The sequence below is a fragment of the Chromobacterium subtsugae genome (genome assembly GCF_035919665.1).
Taxonomy (GTDB): domain Bacteria; phylum Pseudomonadota; class Gammaproteobacteria; order Burkholderiales; family Chromobacteriaceae; genus Chromobacterium; species Chromobacterium subtsugae.
In genome coordinates this window covers 3,979,476-4,003,444 of record NZ_CP142381.1, presented here as the reverse complement: position 1 = coordinate 4,003,444, position 23,969 = coordinate 3,979,476, and the positions used below count along the sequence as shown (strand labels likewise).

Here is a 23,969-nt window from a genome sequence, read left to right as displayed (position 1 = left end):
ACGGAAACACTGATTTCATGGCTTTTTGCCAGCGATCAGCATGGTTGTTCACAAAGTTATCCACAAGATCTGTGCACAGCGGATGCAAAGCCTTGTCGCAGCAGGGTTTGCCTGAGGAAGGCATGTAAATGGATGGCAAGGACTTGGTCCAGGTGGTGGTGGATCTGCCATTGCCCGGAACGTTCAGTTACCTGACTCAATCACCCGTCATGGCGGGCGCGAGAGTCTGCGTACCCTTCGGCAATCGGCGGGTGTGTGGCGTGGTTGTCGCGCCGATACCGGGGGAGGGTGTCGCCGAGGTCGACGCCGCCAAGCTGCGATGCATCGAAAGCGTGCTCGACGGACTGCCGGCGCTGCCGGAAGAGTTTCTGGCGCTGGCGCGCTTCGCCTCCGGCTATTATCACTATCCGCTGGGACCTACGCTGTTCACCGCGCTGCCCACCGGCTTGCGCGAGCCGCGCGACGTCATCCGCCCCGACCGCCGGTCATTCCTCCTGACCGCCGCGGGCTTGGCCGAGGCGCCGCCGGCGCGGCAGCGGGCCAGGCTGGCGTTGTGGCAGGCGCTGCAGGACGGGCCGCTGGACCTGGCCGCGGCCAAGGCGGTGACGCCGCAGGCCGGCAAGCTGCTGGCCGATTGGCTGGCCGAGGGCAAGGCGGCGCGCGCGACGCCGGAGCCGGCGCCGCTGCGGCTGGGCGAAGCGCCGGCGCTGAACGCCGAGCAGCAGGCGGCGCTGGACGCGCTGCGCGCCAGCCAAGGTTTTCAGCCCTGGCTGTTGCACGGCGTGACCGGCAGCGGCAAGACCGAAGTCTATCTGCAGCTGATCGCCGATCATCTTGCCGCGCGGCGGCAGGTGCTGGTGCTGGTGCCGGAAATCAATCTGACGCCGCAGCTGATCAACCGTTTCGCCGACCGCTTTCCCGGCAGCCGCATCGTGGTGCAGCACAGCCACCTGGCCGATGGCGAACGGATGCACGGCTGGCTGGACGCCTGGCATGGCGACGCCGAGGTGGTGATAGGCACCCGGCTGTCGGTGTTCACGCCGCTGCCCAGGCTGGGCTTGATCGTGGTGGACGAGGAGCACGACGGCTCGTTCAAGCAGCAGGACGGCCTGCGCTACCACGCGCGCGATCTGGCGGTGTGGCGCGCGCGCCGCGCCGGCATTTCCATCGTGCTGGGCTCGGCTACTCCCTGCCTGGAAACAGTGGCCAATGTCGAGGCCGGCCGTTACCGCAAGCTGGCGCTGATCCGGCGCGCCCACGGCGCGGCGCGGATGCCGGACGTGCGGCTGGTGGACACCCGGCGCCGGCGTCTGGCCGAGGGCCTGGACGAAGGCGTGGTCGAGGCGTTGCGGGCGCGGCTCGCGCGGCGCGAGATGAGCCTGGTGTTCATCAACCGCCGCGGCTTCGCCCCGGTGGTGGCCTGCACCGCTTGCGGCTGGCTAAGCGGCTGCCCGCATTGCTCGGCCAAGCTGGTGGTGCATTTGCTGGAGCGCAAGCTGCGCTGCCACCATTGCGGCTGGGAAGAGCCGGTGCCGCGCGCCTGCCCGGATTGCGGCGACCCCGACATCAAGCCGCTGGGCGAGGGCACGCAAAGGCTGGAGGCGGCGCTGCAGCGGATGCTGCCGGAGGCGCGGGTGCTGCGGATAGACCGCGACACCACCAGCCGCAAGGACGCCTGGGACGAGGTGTACCGCAAGGTGCATGGCGGCGAGGTGGACATCCTGGTCGGCACCCAGATGCTGGCCAAGGGCCACGATTTCGGCACCCTGTCGCTGGTGGCGGTGCTGGGGGCTGACGGCGGCCTGTATTCGGCCGACTTCCGCGCTTCCGAGCGCCTGTTTTCGCAGTTGATGCAGGTGGCGGGGCGCGCCGGCCGCGCCGAAGCGCCGGGCGAGGTGCTGATCCAGACGCAATGGCCCGAGCATCCGCTGTACCAGGCGTTGGCGGCGCATGACTTCGACGGTTACGCCTCCAGCCTGCTGGACGAGCGCCGCCAGGCCGGCTTCCCGCCCAGCGTGTTCCAGGCGCTGCTGCGCGCCGACAGCCCGGAGTTGGCGCAGGCCGCCGCCTTTCTCAAGGAGGCGCGCGCGCTGCTGGAGCCCTTGGCCGACGGCGTATTGATTTCCGGCCCGGCGCCGGCGTTGATGGCGCGGCTGGCGCAGCGCGAGCGCGCGCAGCTGGTGCTGGAGGCGCCGCGCCGCGCCGCGCTGCACAGCCTGCTCGCGCAGGCGCAAGCCTTGCTCGACCCGCTGGCGCGCCGCCATGGCCGCGGCTTGCGCTGGTCGCTGGATGTCGATCCGCAGGAATTATGAGGTGAACATGACGGGTAAACTGATTCTGCTGGCTGCTTTGACGGCCAGCGCCGCGCCGGTCCAGGCGCTGGACCTGCATGGCTTCCAGCCGGATGAGATCGCGGTGTGGGCCGCGCCGGTGGAAGGCGGCAGCCCGGTGGCCGAATACCGCGCCGACCAGGCGGTGAATCCGGCCTCCACCATGAAGCTGCTCACCGGCTGGGCGGCGCTGAACCAATTGGGGCCGGACTACCGCTGGAAGACGGCGCTGCTGTCCGAAGCGCCGGTGCGGGGCGACACGCTGAAAGGCGATTTGTATTGGCTGGGAGGCGGCGATCCGCGCTTCGACAACGGCAATCTGCTGAGCCTGCTGTACAGCCTGCGCCTGCGCGGCATCCGCCAGCTGGACGGCAGGCTGCTGCTGGACAAGCGCGCGTTCAGCCGGGTGGGCGGCGCCGACGACTTCGCCGGCGACGCCGGCAAGGCCTTCATGGTGAGCGCGGACAGCCACCTGACCAATCTGAAAGTCGCCTGGCTGACTTTCTACAACGACGACAAGGGCGCGCGGGTGGTGCTGGACCCGCCGCTGGCCGGCGTCAGCCTGCAGGCCGAGCTCAAGCCCGGCGGCGACGAGCCCTGCCCGGACGTGCGCCGTTTCGTCGCCATCCGCAACGATGGCCGCCATGTCGGCGTGCAAGGCAGCGTGCCGGCGGCCTGCGACGGCGCTCGCGCCTTCGTCAGCGTGCTGGAGCACGATGACTTCGCTGGCCAGGATTTCACCGCGCTGTGGCGGGCGCTGGGCGGCGTGGGGCCGCTGGCGGTGGGACTGGGGACGGCCCCGGCTGCCGCGCGCGAACTGGCGGTCTGGCAGTCGCAGCCGCTGACGGTGGCGCTGTCCGACACCAACAAGTACAGCAACAACACCATGGCGCGCACGCTGTTCCTGACGCTGGGCCGGGAGGCGGGCGGCGAGGACACCGCCGCCGCCGCCGAACGCGCGCTGCGCGGGCAATTGGCGCAGAAGGGCATAGCCGACGCCGGCGCGCTGGCGCTGGAGAACGGCTCCGGCCTGTCGCGGCGCGAGCGGGTAAGCGCCCGCCTGATGGGCGAGGTGCTGCTGGACGCCGCGCGCGGGCCTTACGCCGGCGAGTTTCTGGCCAGCCTGCCCATCGCCGGCGAGGACGGCACGCTGAAGAAGCGTTTCGCCGGCCTGGGGCCGCGGCTGCGCTTGAAAACCGGCACGCTGCGCGACGTGAGGGCGGTGGCTGGCTACTGGCTGGCGGCGGATGGGCACCGGCTGGCGATCGTCGCCATCGTCAACAGCCCGCGCGCGCCGGAGATGGCCAAGGCGCTGGACGCGGTGGTGGCCGACGTGGTCGGCGCTTTCGACGCGGCGGCGCGATCCAGCGCAAACCGCTGAGCGCCAGACTCAGGCTATAATCGACCCCGACAGACCCCATCAGGCGAGGAATATGAAACCGGTTACCATGTACACCACCGCGGTATGCCCGTACTGCGTGCGCGCCAAGCAGTTGCTGGCGAGCAAGGGCGTGAGCGGCATCCAGGAAATCCGCATTGATCTGGACCCGGAGCAGCGCGACAAGATGATGGCCATCACCGGCCGCCGCACCGTGCCGCAGATCTTCATCGGCGACACCCATGTCGGCGGCTGCGACGACCTGGTCGCGCTCAACCACGCCGGCAAGCTGGACACGCTGCTGGCCGACTGAAACCGGGGCGGGCCGCGCCGGTTGGCCGCCGCCGGCTTTCATGCGATGATGCCCGCCGCTGTATCCAAACAATTCAACCGTCATCCAGGCGGTTATTAGCGAGAAAGAATCATGAGCGAACAACAAGAGCTGCAACCGGCGTTTTCCATCGAGAAAATCTACGTAAAAGACCTGTCGCTGGAGGTGCCGAACGCGCCGCAGGTATTCCTGGAGCAGGCTCAGCCGGAAATCGACATGCAGCTGGCCAGCGCCGGCCAGCAACTGGACGATGGCTTCTACGAAGTGACCCTGACCGTCACCGTGACCGCCAAGCTGCCGGAAAAAACCATGTTCCTGTGCGAAGTCGCCCAATCCGGCATCTTCCAGATCCGCAACGTGCCGGGCGAAGACCTGGATCCGATCCTGGGCGTGGCTTGCCCGAACATTCTGTTCCCGTACGCCCGCGAAGCGGTGTCCAGCGTGGTGAACCGCGCCGGCTTCCCGCCGGTGCTGCTGGCGCCGATCAACTTCGAAGCCCTGTACATGCAGCAGCGTGCGCAGCAGGCTGAAGCCGGCAACGCCTGAGGCATCGCATGAAGCGCCTCGTCATTACGCTGCTGTTGGCCCTGGGCGTTGCCCAGGCCGCCCAGGCCCTGGAATTCCGCTCGGTCAAGGAAACCGGCGTCGCACTGTACGAGGCGCCGGCGCTGTCCGCGAAGAAGCTGTTCGTGGTCAGCCGCTATTACCCGGTGGAAGTGCTGCAGAGCCAGAAGGAATGGGCGCGCGTGCGCGACGCCACCGGCGGCATCGCCTGGATTCCGGCCGCGGCGCTGTCCAAGCAGCGCTGGCTGCTGGTGGTGTCGACTCAGGCCGGCGTGCGCGACAAGGCCGGCGAAGACGGCAAGCTGCTGTTCACCGTGCCCAAGGATGGCGTGCTGGAGCTGATGGAAGCGCCGCAGGCCGGCTGGGCCAAGGTGCGCCACCGCGACGGCAGCGTCGGCTATGCTCGTATTACCGATTTGTGGGGTTTATAAGGGCCTGGCATGAAACTGGCGATATTGGGAGCCGGCGCCTGGGGAACCGCGCTGGCGATAGCTTTTGCCCGTCACCATCAGGTGACGCTGTGGGCGCGCGACGCCGGCCAGGCGGCGCAGATGGGCGAGGAGCGCGTCAATCGGCGTTATCTGCCCGACTGTCCGTTTCCCGAAGGCTTGGCGTTGACCGCCGATCTGGCGGCCGCGCTGCAGGACGCGGAGCTGGCGCTGATCGTCACGCCGATGGCCGGCCTGCGGCCCACGCTGAAGGCGTTGAAGGCCTTGAAGTCGCTGCCGCCGGTGTTGTGGGCCTGCAAGGGCTTTGAGGCCGGTTCCAGCCTGCTGCCGCACCAGGTGGTGGCGGAGGAGTTGCCGGCCGACCATCGCTGCGGCGTGCTGTCCGGCCCCAGCTTCGCCCGCGAAGTGGCGCAGGGCCTGCCGGCCGCGGTGACCATCGCGTCGGACGACGCCGAGTTCGCCGCCCGCGTGGCGCGCGAGCTGCACAGCCCGCTGCTGCGCCTGTACGCCAACGACGACCTGGTGGGCGTCGAGGTGGGCGGCGCGGTGAAGAACGTGATGGCGATCGCCACCGGCGTCGCCGACGGCCTGGATTTCGGCCTGAACGCCCGCGCGGCGTTGATCACCCGCGGCCTGGCCGAGATCAGCCGGCTGGGCGTCGCCCTGGGCGCCAGCCCGCAAACCATGATGGGCTTGTCCGGCATGGGCGACTTGATCCTCACCTGCACCGGCGCCTTGTCGCGCAATCGCCAGGTGGGCCTGAAACTGGCCGAGGGCAAGCCGCTGGAACAGGCGCTGCGCGAGCTGGGCCATGTCGCCGAAGGGGTGGCCACCGCCCGCGAAGTGCTGACCATGGCCGAGCGTCTGGAAGTGGACATGCCCATCACCGCCGCGGTGTGCGGCCTGCTTTACCAGGGCAACGACCCGCAGCAGGTGGTGGCCGGCCTGCTGGGCCGCTCGCCCAAATCCGAATCCGGCGCGATGCTGGATTGATCCCTCCCGCGGCGACGGCGCGCCGCCGCCGCGGAACATCCTGTCTTTCCCGTTTGCTTCATGCGCCTGCTTGGCCCGCTGCCGGGCCGCTCAAGGCTGGCCGCCCGGCCACACCACGTCCTGGTCCACCGCGTACAGCGAGCAGGGGCTGGGGCTATGGTTCTGGCAGAAGCCCAGCGCCCGGCCGGCGGCGTCGCCGCCGTGGGCATAGCCCCAATGGCCGTCCGGGCTGATGGCGAAGGCGCGCGGAAAGGGGCTGGACAGAAAGCGGGCGTAAGCGTCGCGCCTGTCCTCGGGCTTCAGATAGGGAATGCGTTCGCTGTCGTTCAGTGCGGCGAAGCCGTTGGGCGCCGGCCGCGGCGGGATGTCGGGTTGGCGAAAGCCCAGGCTGCCCAGATAGGCCTCCAGCAGCGGCATCCAGATGTCCGGACCGTCGGCGAACAGCAGGTGGCCGTTGTCGCCGAAGGCCGGCAGCAGCCGGTAGTCCAGCCGGGCGCCCGCCTCGCGGTAGGCGCGCGCCCATTCCTGCGTGTATTCCGGGCCGAAGAAGCGGTCATTGCGGGTGTAGACCCACAGCATCGGCGTGCGGGACTGCGCGCCGAACTCGGCGAACAGCCGCCGCAGCTGGGGCTCGGCGCAGGGGATGCCGGGATGGCTGGCCGGGTCGCCGCCGGCGCCGCCGGCGAAATTGATGGCCGCCATCACGCCGGGAGGGTTTTCGGCGGCGGCGGCCACCGTGCTGATGCCGCCGACCGATTGACCCAGCAGCAGCATGCGCTGGCTGTCCACTTCGTCGAGGCGGCGGCCGTAGTCTAGCGCGGCCAGGATTTCGCTCACGGCGGGGCGCAGCGAGTCGGCATAGTCCTTGTCGCGGCAGGGGCCGGAGTCTTCCGGATCCGCTCCGCCGGCGCTGGCGCCGTAGCCTTGCCGGGTCGGCACGATCACCACGAAGCCTTTGCGCACGAAATAGCGGGCGGCGTCCAGCATGCGCACCCGGGATGGACGGGCGCGCTCCGCCGGGGTCGTGGCGCGGCCGTGGCTGAGCACCGCCAGCGGGTGGGGGCCGGGGCCGGACGGATGGTAGACGGTGATGGTCATGGCGTGGATGCCGCCGGGCAGGCGCACCGGCAATTGCAGCACTTCTTCGCCCAGATCGCGCGCCAGCGTTTCATCTGCGCGGACGCCGCCGGCCAGGACAAGGGCCAGCAGGGCCGGCAGAATGGGAAGTTTCATCGAGGCCGCTTTCCAACGGAGGTGGTCGCAAGCGGAGCCGCCCGCGGCGCGGCCGACTGCCTCGATGCTTCAGGCCTCAGCGGCGCAGCGGCCCCAGTCCCAATGCGTAACGGATCGCCCCGCGCTTGAGCGGGCCGGCCTTGTCGGCCAGCCGCAGCCCCAGGCCGCGCAGCAGCCTGAGCGGGGCGATGTCGTTGGAGAAACCATAGCAGAAGGCGTCCATGCCCGCCTGCATCGCCAGATTGGCCGGCTTGCGGGCGCGGGTGTAGCGGGCCAGCGCGGCGGCGGCGGCCCAGTCCTCGCCTTGGCCGCGGGCGGACAGGATGACGTCGGCCAGCGCGGCGGCGTCCTGGAAGCCCAGGTTGACGCCTTGCCCTGCCAGTGGGTGGATGGTGTGGGCGGCATCGCCGGCCAGCGCCACGCCGTCCCGGACATAGCGCTGGGCATGGCGGCGGGTGAGCGGGAAGCTGCCGCGCGCCGCGATGCGGACGATGCCGGGCAGCTTGCGCGGAAAGGCCTGGGCGACGGCGGCGATCAATTCCGCCTCCGGGAGCGCGAGCAGGCGCTTCACTTCCTCCGGGCGGTGATACCACACCAGCGAGGCAGCGTCGCCGCACAGCGGCAGGAAAGCTTGTGGGCCGTCCGGCGTGAAGCGCTGCCAGGTGATGTCCTGCTGGCCGCCATCGGTTCGGCAAGCCAGCACCAGCGCGTGCATCGGGTAGTCCCAACCGGTGATGCCGATGCCGGCCGCCTCGCGCACCAGCGAGCGCGCGCCGTCGGCGGCGACGACCAGCCGCGCCTGCAGTTGGCTGCCGTCGCTCAGCGTCAGTTGCGTGGCCTGCGGGCGGTAGACGATGCCGCTCACCGCCGCCGGGCAGCGGTAGTCGACATCGCCCTTGTCCCGCAGCGCCGCGGTGGCGGCCAGCTGCGCCACGCGGTTTTCCACGATATGGCCCAATTGTTCGACATCGGCCTCGGCGGCGTCGAACAAGGCGGCGCGGTTTTCCTCCCCCTCCCACACCTGCATGCGGCGGTAAGGCGCGGCGCGCATCGCCAGCACCTTGTCCCAGGCGCCGATTCCGGCCAGGAAGCGCGCGGAGGCGGGGCTGATGGCCGATACGCGCAGGTCGGGGTCTTGCGCCGGGTCGAAGGGCGCCGGCGCTTCGCGCTCCAGCACGCAGATCGACAGGCCGTTGCCGGCCAGCGCCGCCGCCAGCGCGCTGCCGACCATGCCGCCGCCGACGATGACGATGTCGCGGTGTTCCATTGAGTTCTCCTTGTCAGGCCGGGCCAGCGCCGGCGCGAATGGCCGTCATTCTGACGATGGCGCCGCCGCGCCGCCTTGGCCTGGATCAAGGCTGTTCTCCAGCAGCGCGCGCATCCGCGGCACCACGTGCTGGATGAAGGCCTCGTATTTGCGCGGCAGCGGATGGCGGTAAGGGTAGACCAGGAATACCGGCCAGCAGTCGTGGCTCCAGCCCGGCAGCACCGGCGCCAGCCGGCCGGACTTCAGGTGCTCGGCCGCTACGTAGGGGGGCAGCAGGGCGATGCCGCTGCCGGCGATGGCGCCGGACAGCAGCGGCGCGTACTGGTGGCTGGACAGCACCGGCTGCACCCGGATCAGTTTCTGCGCGCCGTCCTTTTCCAGCAGCCATTCCGGCGCGTCGCGCAGCTTGGGGCGGCTGGTGTCCAGCAGGATGCGGTGGTGGATCAGGTCGTCCGGCGCTTCCAGCGGCGGCGCCTTGGCCAGATAGTCCGGCGAGGCGAACGCCCATTCGCGCACGAAGCCCAGCGGTTTGGCCACCAACGCGTCGTCATGGACGTTGCGGGTGCGGATGCAGAAGTCCAAGCCTTCCGCTATCGGGTCCTGCAGCCGGTTCTCAACTTGCAGCTTCAACTGCAGGCCGGGCTGCAGCACCGCCAGCTCGGCCAGGATGGGCGCCAGCAGGTATTGCGCGAAGGAGGTGATGGAGCTGATCACCAGCGGACCGCTGACTTCGCCCTCGGTTTCGTTGACATCCAGGCGGGCCCGCTCCAGCAGGCCGCGCAATTCGCGCGCGTGCGCGGCCAGCCGCTGCCCGGCCTCGGTGAGCGCCACGCGGCGGGTGTTGCGCAGCACCAGCACGCTGCCCAGGTCTTTTTCCAGCGCTTTCACCAGTTGGCTGACCCGGCTCTTGGTGCAGTCCAATTCTTCGGCGGCCGCAGTGAAGCTGCCGCGCCGCACCAGCGCGTCGAAGGCCAGCATCGCCTGGGCATCGGGTAGGTGATTTGTTCTCATTTCATGAACAGTGTGTCATGACGAATGGGCTTTTTCAATAAAACCAGCGTGTATACGATACGCCTCATGATGAATGATTGAACAGTGGAGGCGAAAATGAGCACGTTGCTGATCATGCTCAGACAGTGGCGGGACTGGTGGTGGCAGGGCATGGCCATCCATGCCCGGCATGTCTGCCGGGATGAGATGGAAGCGCTGCAGCGCATCCGCAACCTTATGGAGGGAAGGCGATGAGTCGGGAGGAAACGAGGGCGGTGGTGCTGGGTTTTTTGCAGGAGGTGCGTTCGGGCGTCAATCCTGACGCCGTCAGCCGCTATATGGCGACCAGCGTCGCCGCGCATCAGCTGGAGTCGGAAAATCCGCGCACCCTGGCGCGCAGCCCGGCCAATTACGCCGAGCACGTGCGCGAATTCAAGCGCCTGTTCGGCGATTTCCAGCTGCGGATAGACGAACTGCTGGTGGATGGCGACCGCGCTTATGCGCGCTGGACCCAGCTTGGCCGCCATTTGGGCGAGCTGGACGGCCATGCGGCCAGCGGCAGGCCGCTGGCATTGGTGGACAGCGCCTGCTATCGGGTGGCGGACGGCAAGATCGTCGAGTACTGGATACAGGCCGACCGCATGGGGCTGGCGCGGCAATTGGAATGACGCGGCGTTCGACAGCCGCCGTCTTCTTCTGAAACAATGTCTGCCGCATAGGGCCGCGCAGACGGCCCGCCAACCGCATCGGGAGACATCTTGCCTTATCTCGCCCTGACGCTGGCCATGTTCCTGTGGTCCAGCGCCTTCATCGTGCTCAAATACGTATTCCAGTTCTATCATCCGCTGGCGGTGCTGTTCGCCCGCATGCTGATCGCCAGCCTGTGCCTGTTGCCGCTGGCGATGAGCGGCCGCATCCGTTGGCGCTACCGCCGCGGGGACTGGCGCTGGTTGTTGGCGATGGGGCTGGCCGAGCCCTGCCTGTATTTCCTGTTCGAAGCCAATGCCTTGACCTATACCAGCGCGTCGCAGGCCGGAGTGATCACCGCCACGCTGCCGATGCTGATGGCGGTCGGCGCCAGCCTGTTCCTCGGCGAGCGCCAGCCGCGCCAGGTATGGTTGGGCATCGCGCTGTCTTTCGCCGGCGTGATCTGGCTGAGCATGGACAGCCGCGCCGGTCCGGGCGCGCCGGACCCGCTGCTGGGCAACGCGCTGGAGTTTTGCGCGATGGTGTGCGCCTGCGGCTATGTGCTGATCGCCAAGCGGCTGTCGACGCGCTACTCGCCGCTGGCCATCACCGGCATTCAGGCGCTGGCCGGCAGCGCCTGGTTCGGTTTGGCGATGCTGACGCCATGGGGGCAGTGGCCGCAGCGGCTGCTGCTGGCGCCGAGCTTGTGGGTGCTGTACCTGGGCGCGGTCATCACGCTGGGCGCTTACGGCCTCTATACCTGGGCGGTGTCGCGGATTCCAGTGGCTCGGGCAGGCGCCTTCAACAATCTGATCCCGGTTTTTACCGTCCTGCTGGCCTGGTGGCTGTTGGGAGAGCGCTTCGAGGCCTGGCAGGGTCTGGCCGGCGTGCTGGTGTTCGCCGGGGTGTGGCTGAGCCAGCGCAAGCAGGCTTGAGCCGGCGCATGCCGACTGGTGCCTTTTCCGGCTATAGTCGATGATGCAGAATAGAATGAATATTTCCTTTGATGACCTTAAGGACTCGAGCATGAACTCTCGGCATATCAGATCGTGCATGGCGTTGCCGCTGCTGCTGGCGTTGCAGTCTGCATGGGCGGACGATGCGCCGGGAGCGCCGGAGCCGCAGGTGCAGCAGGTGATCAAGCTGCCGTTGCGGCCGGGCAAGCCGGCGCAGGCGCCGGATGGCGCCGCCGCCGCGCCGCCGCAGTCGGCGTCGCCATCCGGCGCGAATTCGCCCAAGCCGGGCAAGCCCGCGGAGGCTGGCAAAAAGATGGATGCGGGCAAGGGCGGCGCCAAGGCTGACGTCCAGGCGGCGCCGGAGAAAATGGCGCCGTCGGTGCCGATGGGCAAACCGCCGGCGCGCGACCTGAGCCAGCCCAGTCCGGAAGTGACGGCGCCGGGAGGCAGGCCGCACGCCGCCCGCAAGGCGCGCGCCAAGGCCAGGCATCCGGCGCGCGCGGCGGCGGCGGTCGCGGCAGGGGAGGCCGGCCAGGTGAAAAGCGTGGTGGGCAGCATATTGAAGGCCAACGGCGCCTATATCGCCAAGCATTCGCCGGGCTATCTCGCCAAGCTGGGCGGCCGCCAGACGCCGCGCGCCACGGTGGTGACCTGCTCCAATCCGGGCGGCCAGGTGGGCATGCTGGGCGGCGACGCCGACGGCGAACTGTTCGTGATCAGCAATCTGGGCAACCAGCTGGCCACCTCCGAGGGCTCGGTGGAGTACGGCGTCCGCCATCTGCACACGCCGCTGCTGATGTTCATCAGCCATACCGGCTGCGGCGCGATCAAAACCGCCGCCGGCGATTACAGCAATATGGAGCCGGCCATCCAGCGCGAGCTCGACAATATCGAAATTCCCAAGGGCATCGACGCCACCAACGGCGCGCTGATCAACATCAACAACCAGGTGGAAGGCTCCATCCTCAAGTTTTCCGGCGAGGTGGAGGCCGGCCGGCTGGCGGTGCTGGGCGGTTATTACGACTACAACAACGATCTGAAGCAGGGCCGCGGCCGGCTGGTGATCACCAATATCAACGGCGAGACCGATCCGGCGCGCATCCGCGAGCTGACCCGCAGCGGCCAGTATTTCAAGTACGGCTTCATGGGCCGGTAGCATCGTCGTTACAGATGTTTTGACCAGGACCTTTTGCAGAGCGCCTAAACGGCGCTCTTTTTGTTGGCGAAGCGGCAATTGTTTGGCTAGGCGCAAAAACGAATATCCGAAAACAGACTAGCATGGTGGTGAGTCTGGCGAGGCCGGGGCAAAAAGCTTGAAAAGCCCCAATTTTTATAAGGTTATCTGAGTCGCCTTGTAATGGCCGCGCTACACAAGCTTGAATGGCGTCCGCGCCGTTTGCGCGTCGGCAGCTGGTTTTTCTGCCAATTTTTTCGTTTTCGAAAATAAATAGCTGAAAACGAATAAATAGATGCCCGGCAATTTCATTTGGTTTCTGGAGAGACACTATGGCCGTTAGCAATCAAATCGAACTCGACGCCCTGGTGGCGCGCGTCAAGAAGGCGCAGCAGGCCTTCGCGCAGTTCACGCAAGAGCAGGTCGACCACATTTTCCGCAGCGCCGCGCTGGTAGCCGCCGACGCACGCATCCCGCTGGCGCGGATGGCCGTGGCCGAAACCGGCATGGGCGTGATGGAAGACAAGGTGATCAAGAACCACTTCGCTTCCGAATACATCTACAACAAGTACAAGGACGAGAAGACCTGCGGCGTGCTGTCCGAGGATGACACTTTCGGCACCATCACCATCGCCGAACCGATAGGCGTGCTGTGCGGCATCGTGCCCACCACCAACCCGACCTCCACCGCCATCTTCAAGGCGCTGATCTCGCTGAAAACCCGCAACGGCATCATCTTCTCGCCGCATCCGCGCGCGCGCCGCTCCACTTGCGAAGCCGCCCGCCTGGTGCTGGAAGCCGCCGTCGCCGCCGGCGCGCCGCAAGACATCATAGGTTGGATAGACGAGCCGTCCGTCGCGCTGTCCAACCAGCTGATGCACCACCCCGACGTCAACCTGATCCTGGCCACCGGCGGCCCGGGCATGGTGAAGGCGGCTTACTCTTCCGGCAAGCCGGCCATCGGCGTCGGCGCTGGCAACACGCCGGCGGTGATAGACGAAACCGCCGACATCAAGCGCGCCGTGGCCTCCATCCTGATGTCCAAGACCTTCGACAACGGCGTGGTGTGCGCGTCCGAACAGTCGGTCATCATCGTCGATGAAATCTACGACGCGGTGCGCGAACGCTTCTCCAAGCATGGCGGCTACATCCTGTCCAAGAGCGAAGCCGAGGCGGTGCGCAAGGTGATCTTGAATGACGGCAGCCTGAACGCCGCCATCGTCGGCCAGAGCGCCGCCAAGATCGCAGCGATGGCCGGCATCGAAGTGCCGCCGACCACCAAGGTGCTGATCGGCGAAGTGACGGAAGTGTCCGAAAACGAAGCCTTCGCCCACGAGAAGCTGTCGCCGACCCTGGCCATGTACCGCGCGAAGGATTTCCTCGACGCCTGCGACAAGGCGGCCGCGCTGGTGACCATGGGCGGCATCGGCCACACCTCGGCGCTGTACACCGATCAGGACCTGCAGGAAGAGCGCGTGCGCTACTTCGGCGACAAGATGAAGACCGCCCGCATCCTGATCAACACCCCGTCCTCGCAGGGCGGCATCGGCGACTTGTACAACTTCAGCCTGGCGCCGTCGCTGACGCTGGGTTGCGGCTCCTGGGGCGGCAACTCCATCTCCGAGAACGTCGGCCCTAAACACCTGATCAACAAGAAAACCGTCGCCAAGAGGGCCGAGAACATGCTGTGGCACAAGCTGCCGAAGTCCATCTACTTCCGCCGCGGCTCCCTGCCGGTGGCGCTGGAAGACCTGGCCGGCAAGAAACGCTGCCTGATCGTCACCGGCCAGTATCTGTTCGAGAACGGCTTCGTCGACGAGCCTATCCGCCTGTTGAAGAAGATGGGCCTGGAAGTGGAAACCTTCTTCGAGGTGCCGGCCGATCCGACGCTGGCGGTGGTGCGCAAGGGCACCGATCTGGCCCACGCCTTCAAGCCGGACGTGATCATGGCGATAGGCGGCGGCTCGCCGATGGACGCGGCCAAGATCATGTGGGTGATGTACGAGCATCCGGAAGTGCATTTCGCCGACCTGGCGCTGCGCTTCATGGACATCCGCAAGCGCATCTACCAGTTCCCGAAACTGGGCCAAAAAGCCATGATGGTGGCGGTGCCGACGACTTCCGGCACCGGTTCCGAAGTGACTCCGTTCGCGGTGGTGACCGATGAAGTGACCGGCGTGAAGTATCCGATCGCCGACTACGAATTGACGCCGAACATGGCCATCGTCGACGCCAATCTGGTGATGGACATGCCCAAGTCGCTGACCGCTTTCGGCGGCATCGACGCGGTGACCCACGCGCTGGAAGCGTATGTGTCGGTGATGGCCAACGAGTACTCCGATCCGCAGGCGCTGCAAGCCTTGAAGCTGCTGAAGGAATACCTGCCGTCGTCCTACCAGAACGGCGCCAAGGACCCGAAAGCGCGCGAGCAGGTGCACAATGCCGCCACCATCGCCGGCATCGCCTTCGCCAACGCTTTCCTGGGCGTCTGCCACTCGATGGCGCACAAGATCGGCGCCGAGTTCGGCTTGGCGCACGGCCTGGCCAATGCGCTGCTGATCAGCAACGTGATCCGCTACAACGCCGCCGATGTGCCGACCAAGCAAACCGCCTTCAGCCAGTACGACCGGCCGAAGAGCGTGGCGCGCTACGCCGAGATCGCCCGCCACCTCGGCCTGGAAGCCAGCCGCGACCACGAAAGGGTGGAAAAGTTGATCGAGTGGGTGGATGAGCTGAAGAAGACCTTGGGCATCCCGGCGTCGATCCAGGCCGCCGGCGTGGCCGAATCGGACTTCCTGGCCAAGGTGGATGAACTGGCCGAAGCCGCCTTCGACGACCAGTGCACCGGCGCCAATCCGCGCTATCCGCTGATCAGCGAGCTGAAGCAGCTGCTGCTGGACAGCTTCTACGGCCGGCCGTACAAGGAAGCCTGGGAGCGCGAGGAAGATGCCGCGGAAGCCAAGCCGGCCAAGGGCAAGAGCAAAGCCAAGGCCTGACCGCCGCGCGGAATGCCGCATCAGCCAAGCCCGGACGCGAGTCCGGGCTTTTTTGCGTCCGCCGCTTAGGCATGTGCGTCATTTCTATTGACGCTTATGGCGAGTGGTTTGAATTTTTATGCGCTTGAAAATGTTGAATCAAGGTTTTAATGTGCTCAAATATTCATATTGATATGAATATATGTAAAATGCTTTGTCATTAACCGGTAAGAAAACAGCAAAACGGCAACCGGGATTTCCACGCTTACACAAGGAGCATTGCATGCCAGGAGAACAACAGACCCTGCACCGCGGGTTGGAGGAGAGGCATATCAACCTGATGGCGCTGGGCGCGACGATAGGCGTCGGCCTGTTCCTGGGGTCGGCCACCGCGATCAAGATGGCCGGCCCGGCCATCATGCTGGCCTACGGCATCGGCGGCCTGGCCATTTTCATGATCATGCGCGCGCTGGGCGAAATGGCCATCCACAATCCGGTGGCCGGCTCGTTCAGCCGCTACGCGCAAGACTACCTCGGCCCCTTGGCCGGCTACCTCACCGGCTGGAACTACTGGTTCCTGTGGCTGGTGACCTGCATGGCGGAAATCACCGCCGTCGGCGTCTACATGGGCATCTGGTTTCCGGACGTGCCGTCCTGGTACTGGGTGCTGGCGGCGATGCTGGCGATGGGCGGCGTCAACCTGATCGCGGTGAAGGCCTATGGCGAATTCGAGTTCTGGTTCGCGCTGATCAAGATCGTCACCATCGTGCTGATGATAGCCGGCGGCTTCGCCATGATTATTTTCGGCTTCGGCAATCACGGCGTCGCCACCGGCATCGCCAATCTGTGGGCGCACGGCGGCTTCATGCCGCATGGCTTCTCCGGCGTGCTGATGTCCTTGCAGATGGTGATGTTCGCCTACCTGGGCGTGGAAATGCTGGGCCTGACCGCCGGCGAGGCGAAGAACCCGAAAAAGGCGCTGGCGCGCGCGGTGGATTCGGTGTTCTGGCGCATCCTGATCTTCTACATCGGCGCCTTGTTCGTGATCCTGTCCATTTACCCGTGGAACGAGCTGGGCACCCGCGGCAGCCCCTTCGTGATGACTTTCGAGAGCCTGGGCATTCCGGCCGCCGCCGGCATCATCAACTTCGTGGTGCTGACCGCCGCGCTGTCCTCGTGCAATAGCGGCATCTACAGCACCGGCCGCATGCTGTTCAACCTGGCCGAGCAGAAACAGGCGCTGCCGCTGTTCGCCAAGGTTTCGAAAAGCGGGGTGCCGCTGCCGGCGCTGCTGCTGTCCATCGCCGCGCTGCTGTTGGGCGTGCTGCTGAATTACCTGGCGCCGAAGGAAGTGTTCACCTGGCTGACCGCCATCTCGACCTTCGGCGCGGTGTGGACCTGGCTGATCATCCTGCTGGCGCAGCTGCGCTTCCGCCGTTCGCTGTCGGCCGAGCAACTGGCCGGCATCAGCCATCGCATGCCGCTGTGGCCGTATGGCTCCTATCTGACGCTGGGCTTCCTGGCGCTGGTGATAGCCCTGATGGCCTACTTCCCGGACACCCGCGTGGCGCTGATCGTCGGCCCCGGCTGGCTGGTGTTCCTGGTGGCGGTGTACTACTTGCTGGGCTACCACAAGCAGGATGCCGCCTGGCGGCTGGCGCAGCAGGGGCGCTAGCTTCAGGCTTGCCGCGCGCAACCCGCCGTTTGGCGGGTTTTGTCATTTCAGACGACGCCGTTGGCTTCGCGCAGAAAGTCTATCAACACCCTGAGCCTTGCCGGCAGGCGGCGCTGCTGCGGGTAGAACAGGTACAGCGCCTCGGCCGGCGGCAGGTAGGACTCCAGCACCGGCAGCAGCCGGCCGGCGGCGATGTCATCCCTCACCAGCGTTTCGGCCAGGTAGGCGATGCCGATGCCGCCGCGCGCGCCCAGCAGCCGGGCCTGGTTGTCGTTGGTGAGCAGCGGGCCGCGCAGCGCCAGCTGGCGCGGCTGGCCGTCCTCGACGAACTGCCAGCGGTACTGCGGCCCGCTGGCGCCGAAGCGGTAGCCTATGCAGGCGTGCCGCAACAGATCATCCGGCCTTTGCGGCGCGCCATGGCGCGCCAGGTATTCGGGCGTGGCCACTGCGACGAAGCGGAGCGGGCGGCTGATCTGCGCCGCCTGCATGCCGGGTTGCAAGCGGTCGCTGAAGCGGATGCCGGCGTCGAAGCGCTGGCCGACGATGTCGACCAGGCCGTCGCTGATGTCCAGCTCCAGCGCCACGGCCGGATGGCGGCGCTGAAAGCCGACCAGATGGGGATAGAGCGCGATTTGCGCCGCGCTGTGCGGCAGCGTCAGCCGCAGCGTGCCGGCGGGCTGGCCCTGCAGCTGGCGCGCATCTTCCAGCGCCTGGCGGATTTGCTCCAGAGCCGGCGCCAGCCGCTCCAGCAGCGCGTCGCCGGCCTCGGTCGGCGCGACTTGGCGGGTGGTGCGGATCAGCAGCGGCACGCCCAGCTCCGCCTCCAGCTGGCGCATGGTCTGGCTCAAGGCGGAAGCGGTGACACCCAGTTCGGCGGCGGCTTGGGTGAAGCTGCGTAGGCGGGCGATCAGGGCGAAAGTTTGCAGGGCATCGTGCTGGGGACGCGACATTGTTAAGCTCAGCTACATAATGTTTGTCATTTTGGCCCATTTATCGGCGGCTGGCCATCCCTTATGCTGATGTCACTTTCCACTTCAGGAGCGATGGCGATGCAAAAACGCACTCTGGGCCGCAATGGCCCGCAGGTTTCCGCGCTGGGCCTCGGCTGCATGGGCATGAGCGCTTTTTACGGCCCGCATGACGACGCCGAGTCGCTGGCGACGCTGGACGCGGCGCTGGATCTGGGCGTCAATTTTCTCGATACCGCCGATATGTACGGCCCGCACACGAATGAGCGGCTGTTGGCCAAACTGCTGGCCCGCCGCCGCGGCGAGGTGGTGCTGGCCACCAAGTTCGGCATCGTGCTGGACCCGGCCGATCCGATGAAGCGCGGCGTCAACGGCCGGCCGGAATACGTCCGCGCCAGCTGCGAAGGCAGCCTGCAGCGGCTGGGCGTCGATCATATCGACCTTTATTACCAGCATCGCATCGATCCCGCGGTGCCGATCGAGGAAACCGTCGGCGCGATGGCCGACCTGGTGCGCGCCGGCAAGGTGCGCTATCTGGGCTTGTCCGAAGCCTCGCCCGCCACGCTGCGGCGCGCGGCCGCCGTCCATCCCATCCACGCGCTGCAGAGCGAATATTCGCTGTGGACGCGGGATCCGGAAGACGGCGCGCTGGCGGCTTGCCGCGAAGTGGGCGCCAGCTTGGTCGCCTACAGCCCGCTGGGGCGCGGCTTTTTGACCGGCGCCATCCAGAGCCCGGATGATTTCGCGCCTGACGATTTCCGCCGCCACAACCCACGTTTCCAGGGCGAAAACTTCCAGCGCAACCTCGACCTGGTGGCCAAGGTGAAAGCGCTGGCCGCCGACAAGGGCTGCAGCCCGGCGCAGCTGGCGTTAGCCTGGCTGCTGGCGCAGGGCGAGGACATCGTCGCGATTCCCGGCGCGCGCAAACAGGCCAATCTGCGCGACAACCTGGGAGCCTTGTCTGTCAGCCTGGATGGCGGCGAGCGGGATGCGCTGGCGGCGGTGTTCGCCGACGGCGGGGCCAGCGGCGCGCGCTACGCGCCGGACGTAATGCAGTTGATCGACCGCTGAGCGCGCCGGCCGCTTGCGCGTGGCGCTCAGCGGCCGGGCAGCTTGGGCAGCTCGTGCATCGGGATGGCGCGGGGTTTGCCGGTTTGCGGGTCGAAGCGCGGCAGCGGCTGGGGGCGCTCCCAGGGCGCGCGCGGCGGCTGGCCGGGCAGCGCCTGCGGTTGCCGGTTTTCCATCCGCTGCAGCATTTCCTGCTGTTGGCGCGGCGTCAGCTGGAGCGGGGCGTCCAGATCGCGCAGCTGCAGCGCGGGCTGGACTTGCAGCGGCTTGGCCGGCGCGGCCATATTGATGCGCGGCGCCGCCGCCGGCTTGGCCTGCAGCGCGAAATCATAGGAAGGCAAGGTCTTGGCTGCCAGCGGCGCGCTGCAAAACGCCATGGGCAGCAGGAAACGGCGAAAGCGCATAAGGATTCCTGCGGCGCCGGCCAAGGCGGCCGGACGATGGTTTGGGAAGAAAAGCTGGCTGGCGCGGCCGATTAAGAGGGGCCGCGTGGCTGGCAAGGGCCGGCGCGGAGCTAGCCGCGCGCAAGCGCCTGAAGAGATGGATATTTTATCCAATATGCGGCAGCCAGGGCAAGCCGGCTGGCCGCGGGCGGCGTTGCGGCGACGCCACTAGGCCTGTTTTTTCATGCGCAAGGCATCATTCAACGCCATGCGGGACGGCGGCGATCTGCTATGGTGTCTGCGATTCCATGGCCGACAATCCCGCGGCGCCGTGGCGGGCCGAGCCCGCTGGCGCGGCGGCAGCGCTGCACCCGACCTCCATGTCAAACCAAACCATACAAAACATACAAAGCATTCTGGATTTCAAGGCGACCTTGCTCAGCACCACCGGCTACACCGTCATGCTGACGGGCGTGGCGGTGTTGTTCTGGTTATACAACCGGAAGGAGCGCGCGCTGCTGACTCTGGGCATGGGCGGCGCGTTTGCCGTGTGTGGAACCCTGCTGGCCTACCTGCCGCCGATTTTGCCGCCCTGGCCGATGCTGATGCTCGACACCCTGTTGCTGCTGCTGTTCCACCCGCTGGCGTTGATCGCCACGCAGCAGATGTTAGGCCGCTCCGGCAGTTGGGGATACGCCGCCTTGTCGGTGGCGCTGGTGATGGCGGCGTTCGCGTACTGGGGTGGGGTGGAGAACTATGGCCGCCGGGTGATGGTGACTTCCGGCTCGCATTTGTTGTACTGGGGGCTGATTTTCCGCTTGCTGCTGCAGGAGAGGAAGCAGGGGACGCCGGCCGGCCACCGGTTGGCGATGGGCTTGGCCGCGGTGATGCTGACGATTTCGGCCAGTCGCTGGAGCGTGGCCTGCTATGCCGGCGATCCGGATTTTGGCCGGCATTGGTCGATGTTCAACCTCTTCAGCAGCCTTGGATTGTTCTGGTGCACGTTCTGCTTCAGCCTCAACATGCTGCTGATCAGTTACGAGCGCCTGCTGCTGCAGGTCCGGCTGCAGGCCCAGCAAGACGGGCTGACTCGGCTGTACAACCACCGCGCCTTCCATGAGAAGGCCGAAGGCCTGTTTCTGCGCGCGCTGGAGAAACGCGCTGAATTGGCATTATTGCTGATAGACCTGGATCATTTCAAAAGCATCAACGACCGCCACGGCCATCAGGCCGGCGACGAAGTGCTGCGCCAGCTGGCCGACTGCCTGCGCGGAGAGGCGCGGCATGGCGACCTGCTGGGCCGGCACGGCGGCGAGGAGTTCGTGGTGCTGCTGCCGCAGACCGGCCGGATCGACGCCTACAACACCGCCGACCGGCTGCGCGGCGCCATCGCCAACCTGGCGCCCCAGGTGAATGGCCAGCCGCTGCGCATCAGCGCCAGCATAGGGGTGGCCTGCCTGCGTCCCAGCGAACATTCCAACCTGGCCAGCTTGTTTCTGGAGGCAGACGTGCTGCTGTACCAGGCCAAGCACAAGGGCCGAAACCGGGTGGAAATCGAGCGCGAACGGGTGGTTGAACCGCTTTAGCCCAGGAGCCCGGCTTCATCATGGGCATCGCGCAGATAGACCGGCAGATCGGTGGCCGGCGGCGGGGCGGGAATCTGGTACAGCATGTCGGCGACGAAGCCGCGATGGTAGTTCTTGTGGTTGACGATGTGCAGCAGCATGTCGCCGCGGCGCATGCTGCCCCTGCCGCCGTCGACGAAGGCGAAATCCACCACCTGGTCGTGGGCTGCCGGGTCCAGCGCGTCGGCGTAATCGATCTACCAGCGGTCCAGCTCGGCCTGATCGACGGCAAGTTCGGCGAGGCTGGGCGTGCGCTCGGTGTTGCGGCTGGCGTAGCCGTGCGCGCGTCCCTGCAGATGGGCCTGCCAGATGCGGTCCACCACCAGATTGTGGTTGAGGGTGCTGAGTATGTTGCCGAAGACGGTGGCGCGCGGTTTGAGCAATTCGGTTTCGGGCAGCGTGGCCAGCGCGCCCAGCAGGCGCTGGTTGGCCCAGGCGCTGTAGCGGACCAGCATGCGGATATCGCGTAGCGGCATGGCGGTGGCGGGTCGGAACGATGATATGCCAGTGTATGGATAATGACTGTCGGCCGCAATGCTTTCGACATGGCTCAGTCGCGCTCGCCGGAGCGATAGCGTCGCTCGATGCGCTGGTAGTCGCCGTTTTGCCGCAGTTGCCGCAGCGCCAGGTTGAAGCGGTCGCGCAGCGCGCGGTCATGGAAAACCGCCGGATAGCCGGTGGTTCGCGGGAAGATGTCGTAATACCTGACTGCCTCAGCGGTGGGCAGGCTGGCGGCGAGCTTGCCGCGAAACCAGTCGAACACCGCGCGGTCGATGATCAGCAGCTCCACCCGGTTGGCCCAGAACATCCGGCACTGGTTTTCCTGGCTGGCGCTCTCGTGATAGTTGTGGCGGAAGCGCCCGGAAGGGTCGGGCTGGTAGATGGCCTGGAACACGGGGCCCAGATCGCGCCAGCCGTTCTGCCAGATGGCGAAGCTGTGGCCGCCAAGGTCCAGCAGCGAGCGGATATCCAGCTGCCGGCCCTGCTTGCCGATGGCGACATTGCGGTATTCGATGAAGTCGTCCGAATAATAGACGCCCTTGCCGTCGGGGCCGCGCTCGTGCACCGCCGAGGCGATGTCCGCGCTGCCGGCGGCGACGGCGCGCCGCAGCCGCGAATTGGGCACGATCATGATTTTCATCGCATAGCCCATCCGCTCCAGCGCCGCCCGCATCAGGTCCACCTCGATGCCGGTGTCGCCCAGCTTGTCGTCGTGGAAGGAAAACGGCGGCCGGCTGGAGGAAAAGGCGACGCGCAATTCGGCCGCGCCGGCCTGGGCCGTCAGCAGCAGGGCGCACGTCAGAACCGGCAGGCTGGCAAGGCGGGCGGACAGGGTTTTCATCGGCTGGGGGGCTGCTCGCGGTATTGCCGCAGCAGCAGCTGATAGCGGCCGCTGTCGCGCAGCGCCGCCAGGCCCTGGTTGAATTGGCGGATCAGCCGCTCGGCGTCGGGGCGGCGGCGGCTGACGATCAGGTACAGTTCGCTGCTCTGCGCCTTGCCGATATCGGCGATGGCGAAGGGCGCGCGCGGGCCGAATAGCCGGCGCATCGCGTAATCGGCGACGAAGTCGTTGCAGGACACCAGGTCCACGGTGTCGCTGTTCAGCATTTTCAGGCAGTTTTCCAGCGTCGGCGGCCGCTCCAGCCGCAATTGGTATTTGCGCACGTCGGCGTCGACATAGGCGGTGGTCCAGCCCAGCGGCAGGCACAGGCGTTTGCCTTGCCAGCGTCCCTTGCGCGCATCCTCGTCGTCCTGGCGGGCGAAGTAAGAGAAGCGGTCCTGATGCAGCGGTTCGGAATACAGAAAGGCTTTCTCGCGGTTTTCATCGCGGGTATAGGGAAAGCTGGCGGCGAAGCGGCCCTGCTCGGTTTCCGAATAGGCTCGCTTCCACGGCAGGAAAACGATGCTGGGGGCGGGCTGGCCAGCCGCCAGAAAGGCTTCGCGCACCAGCACCGCGCTGATGCCGCCCTGGGGCAGGGCCGCGCCGGTATAGGGCGGAAACTCGCCGGTGACCAGCGCGAGCGCATCCGCGTCCGGCTCGGAGAAACCGTAGCCGGCTGCGCCGCAGGCCAGCAGCGCGGCGAAGGCAAACTTGGGAATGGCGCTCATCAAGACAGGCCGGAGTGGGTGTGTCTTGATTATCGGCCAAGCCCGAGGCAAGGCAAGGCGGCTCAGCCGGCGTCCGGCTCTGCCCGGCCGCCGCGTTTGGCTGGTTTGCGCGGCTGCGCGGCCGGCTCGCCCTTGCGGATGTGGTTGAGGCGGCGGCGGATGTTGTCGCTGTCCAGCCAGATGTCCTCGCCTTTCTGGATGCGGTCCAGCTCCTCGTCGGTGAGGAAGGGGCGGCAGATGTGGCGCATCACCTTCTCGAACCACTTGCCGCTGGCCATCACCTGGGCCTGTTGCTCATTGCCCTTGCCTATCAGTGCCGATGAATAGTTGTGGAACATCAATTGGCAGGTGTCGTGGACGATCAGCTCGTCGCCGGCGAGGAAGATCAGCGCGCCCATCGAATAGGCTCGCGCTTCCAGGATGGTGACCACGTGGGCCGGGCTGGCGGTGATGTTGTTGATGATCTGCAGGCCGGCGTCGAAATTGCCGCCCGGGGTGTTCAGATGGAGGAACACGATGTCGGTGCTGCTGGCGGTGCGCAGCGTGTACAAGAGGTCGGTGTAGTGGATGGCGGCGCCGATCTCGTCGGACAGGTAAAACGATATCTGCCGCACCGTGCCCTGGGTTTCGTATTGGCGATACAGCGGGACGGGCTTGTCGTCGTCGTCCGCGTCGGGGTTGTGGCGAGGCATGGCGTTTCTTCCTTGTGCTTGTCTTTCCAATCTAGCCGGGGAGAGGAGGGCTTGCCTTGCAATGGCGCAAGTTGAGGGGCCAAGGAATCCGCTTCGCGGATGATGATTCGCATGGCGGGGCT

At 66.7% G+C, this 23,969-nt stretch carries 22 protein-coding genes and 1 pseudogene; 14 read left to right on the top strand and 9 right to left on the bottom strand.

Annotation, left to right across the window (positions count from 1 at the left end):
- Nucleotides 1-128: 128 nt before the first annotated feature.
- The 6 genes from U6115_RS18995 (at nt 129) to U6115_RS18970 (ending at nt 6,045) form a co-directional block, all read left to right on the top strand.
- On the top strand, nt 129-2,312 hold the full coding sequence (locus U6115_RS18995; RefSeq protein ID WP_043580864.1) for a primosomal protein N': 2,184 nt from the start codon (nt 129-131) through the stop codon (nt 2,310-2,312).
- A 7-nt stretch (nt 2,313-2,319) separates the two neighbouring features.
- Entirely contained in the window at nt 2,320-3,711 is a 1,392-nt protein-coding gene (dacB, locus tag U6115_RS18990; protein WP_047244442.1) for a D-alanyl-D-alanine carboxypeptidase/D-alanyl-D-alanine endopeptidase, read from the top strand.
- A 52-nt stretch (nt 3,712-3,763) separates the two neighbouring features.
- Nucleotides 3,764-4,021 (top strand): glutaredoxin 3, encoded by a 258-nt coding sequence (grxC, locus tag U6115_RS18985; protein ID WP_043580863.1) that lies wholly within the window; start codon nt 3,764-3,766, stop codon nt 4,019-4,021.
- Between the two features lie 111 nt (nt 4,022-4,132).
- Nucleotides 4,133-4,585: a protein-export chaperone SecB gene (gene secB / locus U6115_RS18980; RefSeq protein WP_043580861.1), complete on the top strand. Its 453-nt coding sequence runs from the start codon at nt 4,133-4,135 to the stop codon at nt 4,583-4,585.
- Nucleotides 4,586-4,593: 8 nt separating this feature from the next.
- Nucleotides 4,594-5,034, top strand: coding sequence for an SH3 domain-containing protein (locus U6115_RS18975; protein ID WP_043580858.1), 441 nt, complete (start codon nt 4,594-4,596; stop codon nt 5,032-5,034).
- 9 nt (nt 5,035-5,043) lie between these two features.
- Complete coding sequence (locus tag U6115_RS18970; protein WP_043580856.1) at nt 5,044-6,045, top strand: NAD(P)H-dependent glycerol-3-phosphate dehydrogenase; 1,002 nt, start codon at nt 5,044-5,046, stop codon at nt 6,043-6,045.
- 90 nt (nt 6,046-6,135) lie between these two features.
- Here the strand turns inward: U6115_RS18970 and U6115_RS18965 are convergent, their stop codons facing one another.
- From U6115_RS18965 to U6115_RS18955, 3 genes are all read right to left on the bottom strand, one after another.
- Nucleotides 6,136-7,278, bottom strand: coding sequence for an alpha/beta hydrolase family protein (locus U6115_RS18965; RefSeq protein ID WP_197466007.1), 1,143 nt, complete (start codon nt 7,276-7,278; stop codon nt 6,136-6,138).
- 76 nt (nt 7,279-7,354) lie between these two features.
- Nucleotides 7,355-8,545 carry an FAD-dependent oxidoreductase gene (locus U6115_RS18960; protein ID WP_043580854.1) on the bottom strand — a complete coding sequence of 397 codons (1,191 nt, stop codon included), beginning with the start codon at nt 8,543-8,545 and terminating at the stop codon, nt 7,355-7,357.
- A 45-nt stretch (nt 8,546-8,590) separates the two neighbouring features.
- Nucleotides 8,591-9,556 (bottom strand): LysR family transcriptional regulator, encoded by a 966-nt coding sequence (locus U6115_RS18955; protein ID WP_043580851.1) that lies wholly within the window; start codon nt 9,554-9,556, stop codon nt 8,591-8,593.
- A gap of 96 nt (nt 9,557-9,652) precedes the next feature.
- On the opposite strand from U6115_RS18955, the gene U6115_RS18950 reads away from it, so the two are divergent.
- The 6 genes from U6115_RS18950 to U6115_RS18925 all read left to right on the top strand — a co-directional run bounded on the left by U6115_RS18950 (nt 9,653) and on the right by U6115_RS18925 (nt 17,002).
- Nucleotides 9,653-9,790 carry a hypothetical protein gene (locus U6115_RS18950; RefSeq protein WP_155294755.1) on the top strand — a complete coding sequence of 46 codons (138 nt, stop codon included), beginning with the start codon at nt 9,653-9,655 and terminating at the stop codon, nt 9,788-9,790.
- Nucleotides 9,787-10,203: an ester cyclase gene (locus U6115_RS18945; RefSeq protein ID WP_043580849.1), complete on the top strand. Its 417-nt coding sequence runs from the start codon at nt 9,787-9,789 to the stop codon at nt 10,201-10,203. The genes U6115_RS18950 and U6115_RS18945 overlap by 4 nt, the downstream gene beginning before the upstream one ends.
- A gap of 90 nt (nt 10,204-10,293) precedes the next feature.
- Entirely contained in the window at nt 10,294-11,157 is an 864-nt protein-coding gene (locus tag U6115_RS18940) for a DMT family transporter (RefSeq protein ID WP_230623455.1), read from the top strand.
- Between the two features lie 118 nt (nt 11,158-11,275).
- Entirely contained in the window at nt 11,276-12,334 is a 1,059-nt protein-coding gene (locus tag U6115_RS18935; RefSeq protein ID WP_052258432.1) for a carbonic anhydrase, read from the top strand.
- A gap of 350 nt (nt 12,335-12,684) precedes the next feature.
- Nucleotides 12,685-15,348 (top strand): bifunctional acetaldehyde-CoA/alcohol dehydrogenase, encoded by a 2,664-nt coding sequence (gene adhE / locus U6115_RS18930; RefSeq protein WP_043580844.1) that lies wholly within the window; start codon nt 12,685-12,687, stop codon nt 15,346-15,348.
- A gap of 262 nt (nt 15,349-15,610) precedes the next feature.
- Nucleotides 15,611-17,002: an amino acid permease gene (locus tag U6115_RS18925; RefSeq protein ID WP_043580841.1), complete on the top strand. Its 1,392-nt coding sequence runs from the start codon at nt 15,611-15,613 to the stop codon at nt 17,000-17,002.
- 47 nt (nt 17,003-17,049) lie between these two features.
- Here the strand turns inward: U6115_RS18925 and U6115_RS18920 are convergent, their stop codons facing one another.
- Complete coding sequence (locus tag U6115_RS18920) at nt 17,050-17,952, bottom strand: LysR family transcriptional regulator (protein ID WP_043580839.1); 903 nt, start codon at nt 17,950-17,952, stop codon at nt 17,050-17,052.
- Between the two features lie 99 nt (nt 17,953-18,051).
- On the opposite strand from U6115_RS18920, the gene U6115_RS18915 reads away from it, so the two are divergent.
- Nucleotides 18,052-19,041 (top strand): aldo/keto reductase, encoded by a 990-nt coding sequence (locus tag U6115_RS18915; RefSeq protein WP_043580837.1) that lies wholly within the window; start codon nt 18,052-18,054, stop codon nt 19,039-19,041.
- 26 nt (nt 19,042-19,067) lie between these two features.
- On the opposite strand, the gene U6115_RS18910 is transcribed toward U6115_RS18915, so the two are convergent.
- The gene (locus U6115_RS18910; protein ID WP_043580835.1) at nt 19,068-19,442 is read right to left on the bottom strand and encodes a hypothetical protein; all 375 of its coding nucleotides are present in this window, start codon (nt 19,440-19,442) and stop codon (nt 19,068-19,070) included.
- Nucleotides 19,443-19,801: 359 nt separating this feature from the next.
- On the opposite strand from U6115_RS18910, the gene U6115_RS18905 reads away from it, so the two are divergent.
- The gene (locus U6115_RS18905; RefSeq protein WP_160309863.1) at nt 19,802-21,007 is read left to right on the top strand and encodes a sensor domain-containing diguanylate cyclase; all 1,206 of its coding nucleotides are present in this window, start codon (nt 19,802-19,804) and stop codon (nt 21,005-21,007) included.
- On the opposite strand, the pseudogene U6115_RS18900 reads toward U6115_RS18905, so the two are convergent.
- From U6115_RS18900 to U6115_RS18885, 4 genes and pseudogenes are all read right to left on the bottom strand, one after another.
- A pseudogene (locus U6115_RS18900) lies at nt 21,004-21,501 on the bottom strand (DinB family protein). The gene U6115_RS18905 and the pseudogene U6115_RS18900 overlap by 4 nt on opposite strands.
- 95 nt (nt 21,502-21,596) lie before the next feature.
- Nucleotides 21,597-22,388, bottom strand: a complete 792-nt coding sequence (locus U6115_RS18895; protein WP_043580833.1) for a substrate-binding periplasmic protein — start codon at nt 22,386-22,388, stop codon at nt 21,597-21,599.
- Nucleotides 22,385-23,155: a substrate-binding periplasmic protein gene (locus tag U6115_RS18890; RefSeq protein ID WP_052258430.1), complete on the bottom strand. Its 771-nt coding sequence runs from the start codon at nt 23,153-23,155 to the stop codon at nt 22,385-22,387. Before U6115_RS18890 ends, U6115_RS18895 begins: the two co-directional genes overlap by 4 nt.
- 62 nt (nt 23,156-23,217) lie before the next feature.
- Nucleotides 23,218-23,847: a Clp protease ClpP gene (locus tag U6115_RS18885; RefSeq protein WP_043580831.1), complete on the bottom strand. Its 630-nt coding sequence runs from the start codon at nt 23,845-23,847 to the stop codon at nt 23,218-23,220.
- Nucleotides 23,848-23,969 lie beyond the last annotated feature (122 nt).

What these genes read in the sequence shown, in the direction of transcription:
- U6115_RS18915 (WP_043580837.1), top strand. Translation starts at nt 18,052, where the DNA reads ATGCAAAAACGCACTCTGGGCCGCAATGGCCCGCAGGTTTCCGCGCTG.
- U6115_RS18935 (WP_052258432.1), top strand. Translation starts at nt 11,276, where the DNA reads ATGGCGTTGCCGCTGCTGCTGGCGTTGCAGTCTGCATGGGCGGACGAT.
- U6115_RS18955 (WP_043580851.1), bottom strand. Translation starts at nt 9,556, where the DNA reads ATGAGAACAAATCACCTACCCGATGCCCAGGCGATGCTGGCCTTCGAC.
- U6115_RS18885 (WP_043580831.1), bottom strand. Translation starts at nt 23,847, where the DNA reads ATGCCTCGCCACAACCCCGACGCGGACGACGACGACAAGCCCGTCCCG.
- U6115_RS18975 (WP_043580858.1), top strand. Translation starts at nt 4,594, where the DNA reads ATGAAGCGCCTCGTCATTACGCTGCTGTTGGCCCTGGGCGTTGCCCAG.
- U6115_RS18925 (WP_043580841.1), top strand. Translation starts at nt 15,611, where the DNA reads ATGCCAGGAGAACAACAGACCCTGCACCGCGGGTTGGAGGAGAGGCAT.
- U6115_RS18950 (WP_155294755.1), top strand. Translation starts at nt 9,653, where the DNA reads ATGAGCACGTTGCTGATCATGCTCAGACAGTGGCGGGACTGGTGGTGG.
- U6115_RS18920 (WP_043580839.1), bottom strand. Translation starts at nt 17,952, where the DNA reads ATGTCGCGTCCCCAGCACGATGCCCTGCAAACTTTCGCCCTGATCGCC.
- grxC (WP_043580863.1), top strand. Translation starts at nt 3,764, where the DNA reads ATGAAACCGGTTACCATGTACACCACCGCGGTATGCCCGTACTGCGTG.
- U6115_RS18960 (WP_043580854.1), bottom strand. Translation starts at nt 8,545, where the DNA reads ATGGAACACCGCGACATCGTCATCGTCGGCGGCGGCATGGTCGGCAGC.
- U6115_RS18970 (WP_043580856.1), top strand. Translation starts at nt 5,044, where the DNA reads ATGAAACTGGCGATATTGGGAGCCGGCGCCTGGGGAACCGCGCTGGCG.
- dacB (WP_047244442.1), top strand. Translation starts at nt 2,320, where the DNA reads ATGACGGGTAAACTGATTCTGCTGGCTGCTTTGACGGCCAGCGCCGCG.
- U6115_RS18890 (WP_052258430.1), bottom strand. Translation starts at nt 23,155, where the DNA reads ATGAGCGCCATTCCCAAGTTTGCCTTCGCCGCGCTGCTGGCCTGCGGC.
- U6115_RS18895 (WP_043580833.1), bottom strand. Translation starts at nt 22,388, where the DNA reads ATGAAAACCCTGTCCGCCCGCCTTGCCAGCCTGCCGGTTCTGACGTGC.
- U6115_RS18905 (WP_160309863.1), top strand. Translation starts at nt 19,802, where the DNA reads ATGTCAAACCAAACCATACAAAACATACAAAGCATTCTGGATTTCAAG.
- U6115_RS18995 (WP_043580864.1), top strand. Translation starts at nt 129, where the DNA reads ATGGATGGCAAGGACTTGGTCCAGGTGGTGGTGGATCTGCCATTGCCC.
- secB (WP_043580861.1), top strand. Translation starts at nt 4,133, where the DNA reads ATGAGCGAACAACAAGAGCTGCAACCGGCGTTTTCCATCGAGAAAATC.
- U6115_RS18965 (WP_197466007.1), bottom strand. Translation starts at nt 7,278, where the DNA reads ATGAAACTTCCCATTCTGCCGGCCCTGCTGGCCCTTGTCCTGGCCGGC.
- U6115_RS18910 (WP_043580835.1), bottom strand. Translation starts at nt 19,442, where the DNA reads ATGCGCTTTCGCCGTTTCCTGCTGCCCATGGCGTTTTGCAGCGCGCCG.
- adhE (WP_043580844.1), top strand. Translation starts at nt 12,685, where the DNA reads ATGGCCGTTAGCAATCAAATCGAACTCGACGCCCTGGTGGCGCGCGTC.
- U6115_RS18945 (WP_043580849.1), top strand. Translation starts at nt 9,787, where the DNA reads ATGAGTCGGGAGGAAACGAGGGCGGTGGTGCTGGGTTTTTTGCAGGAG.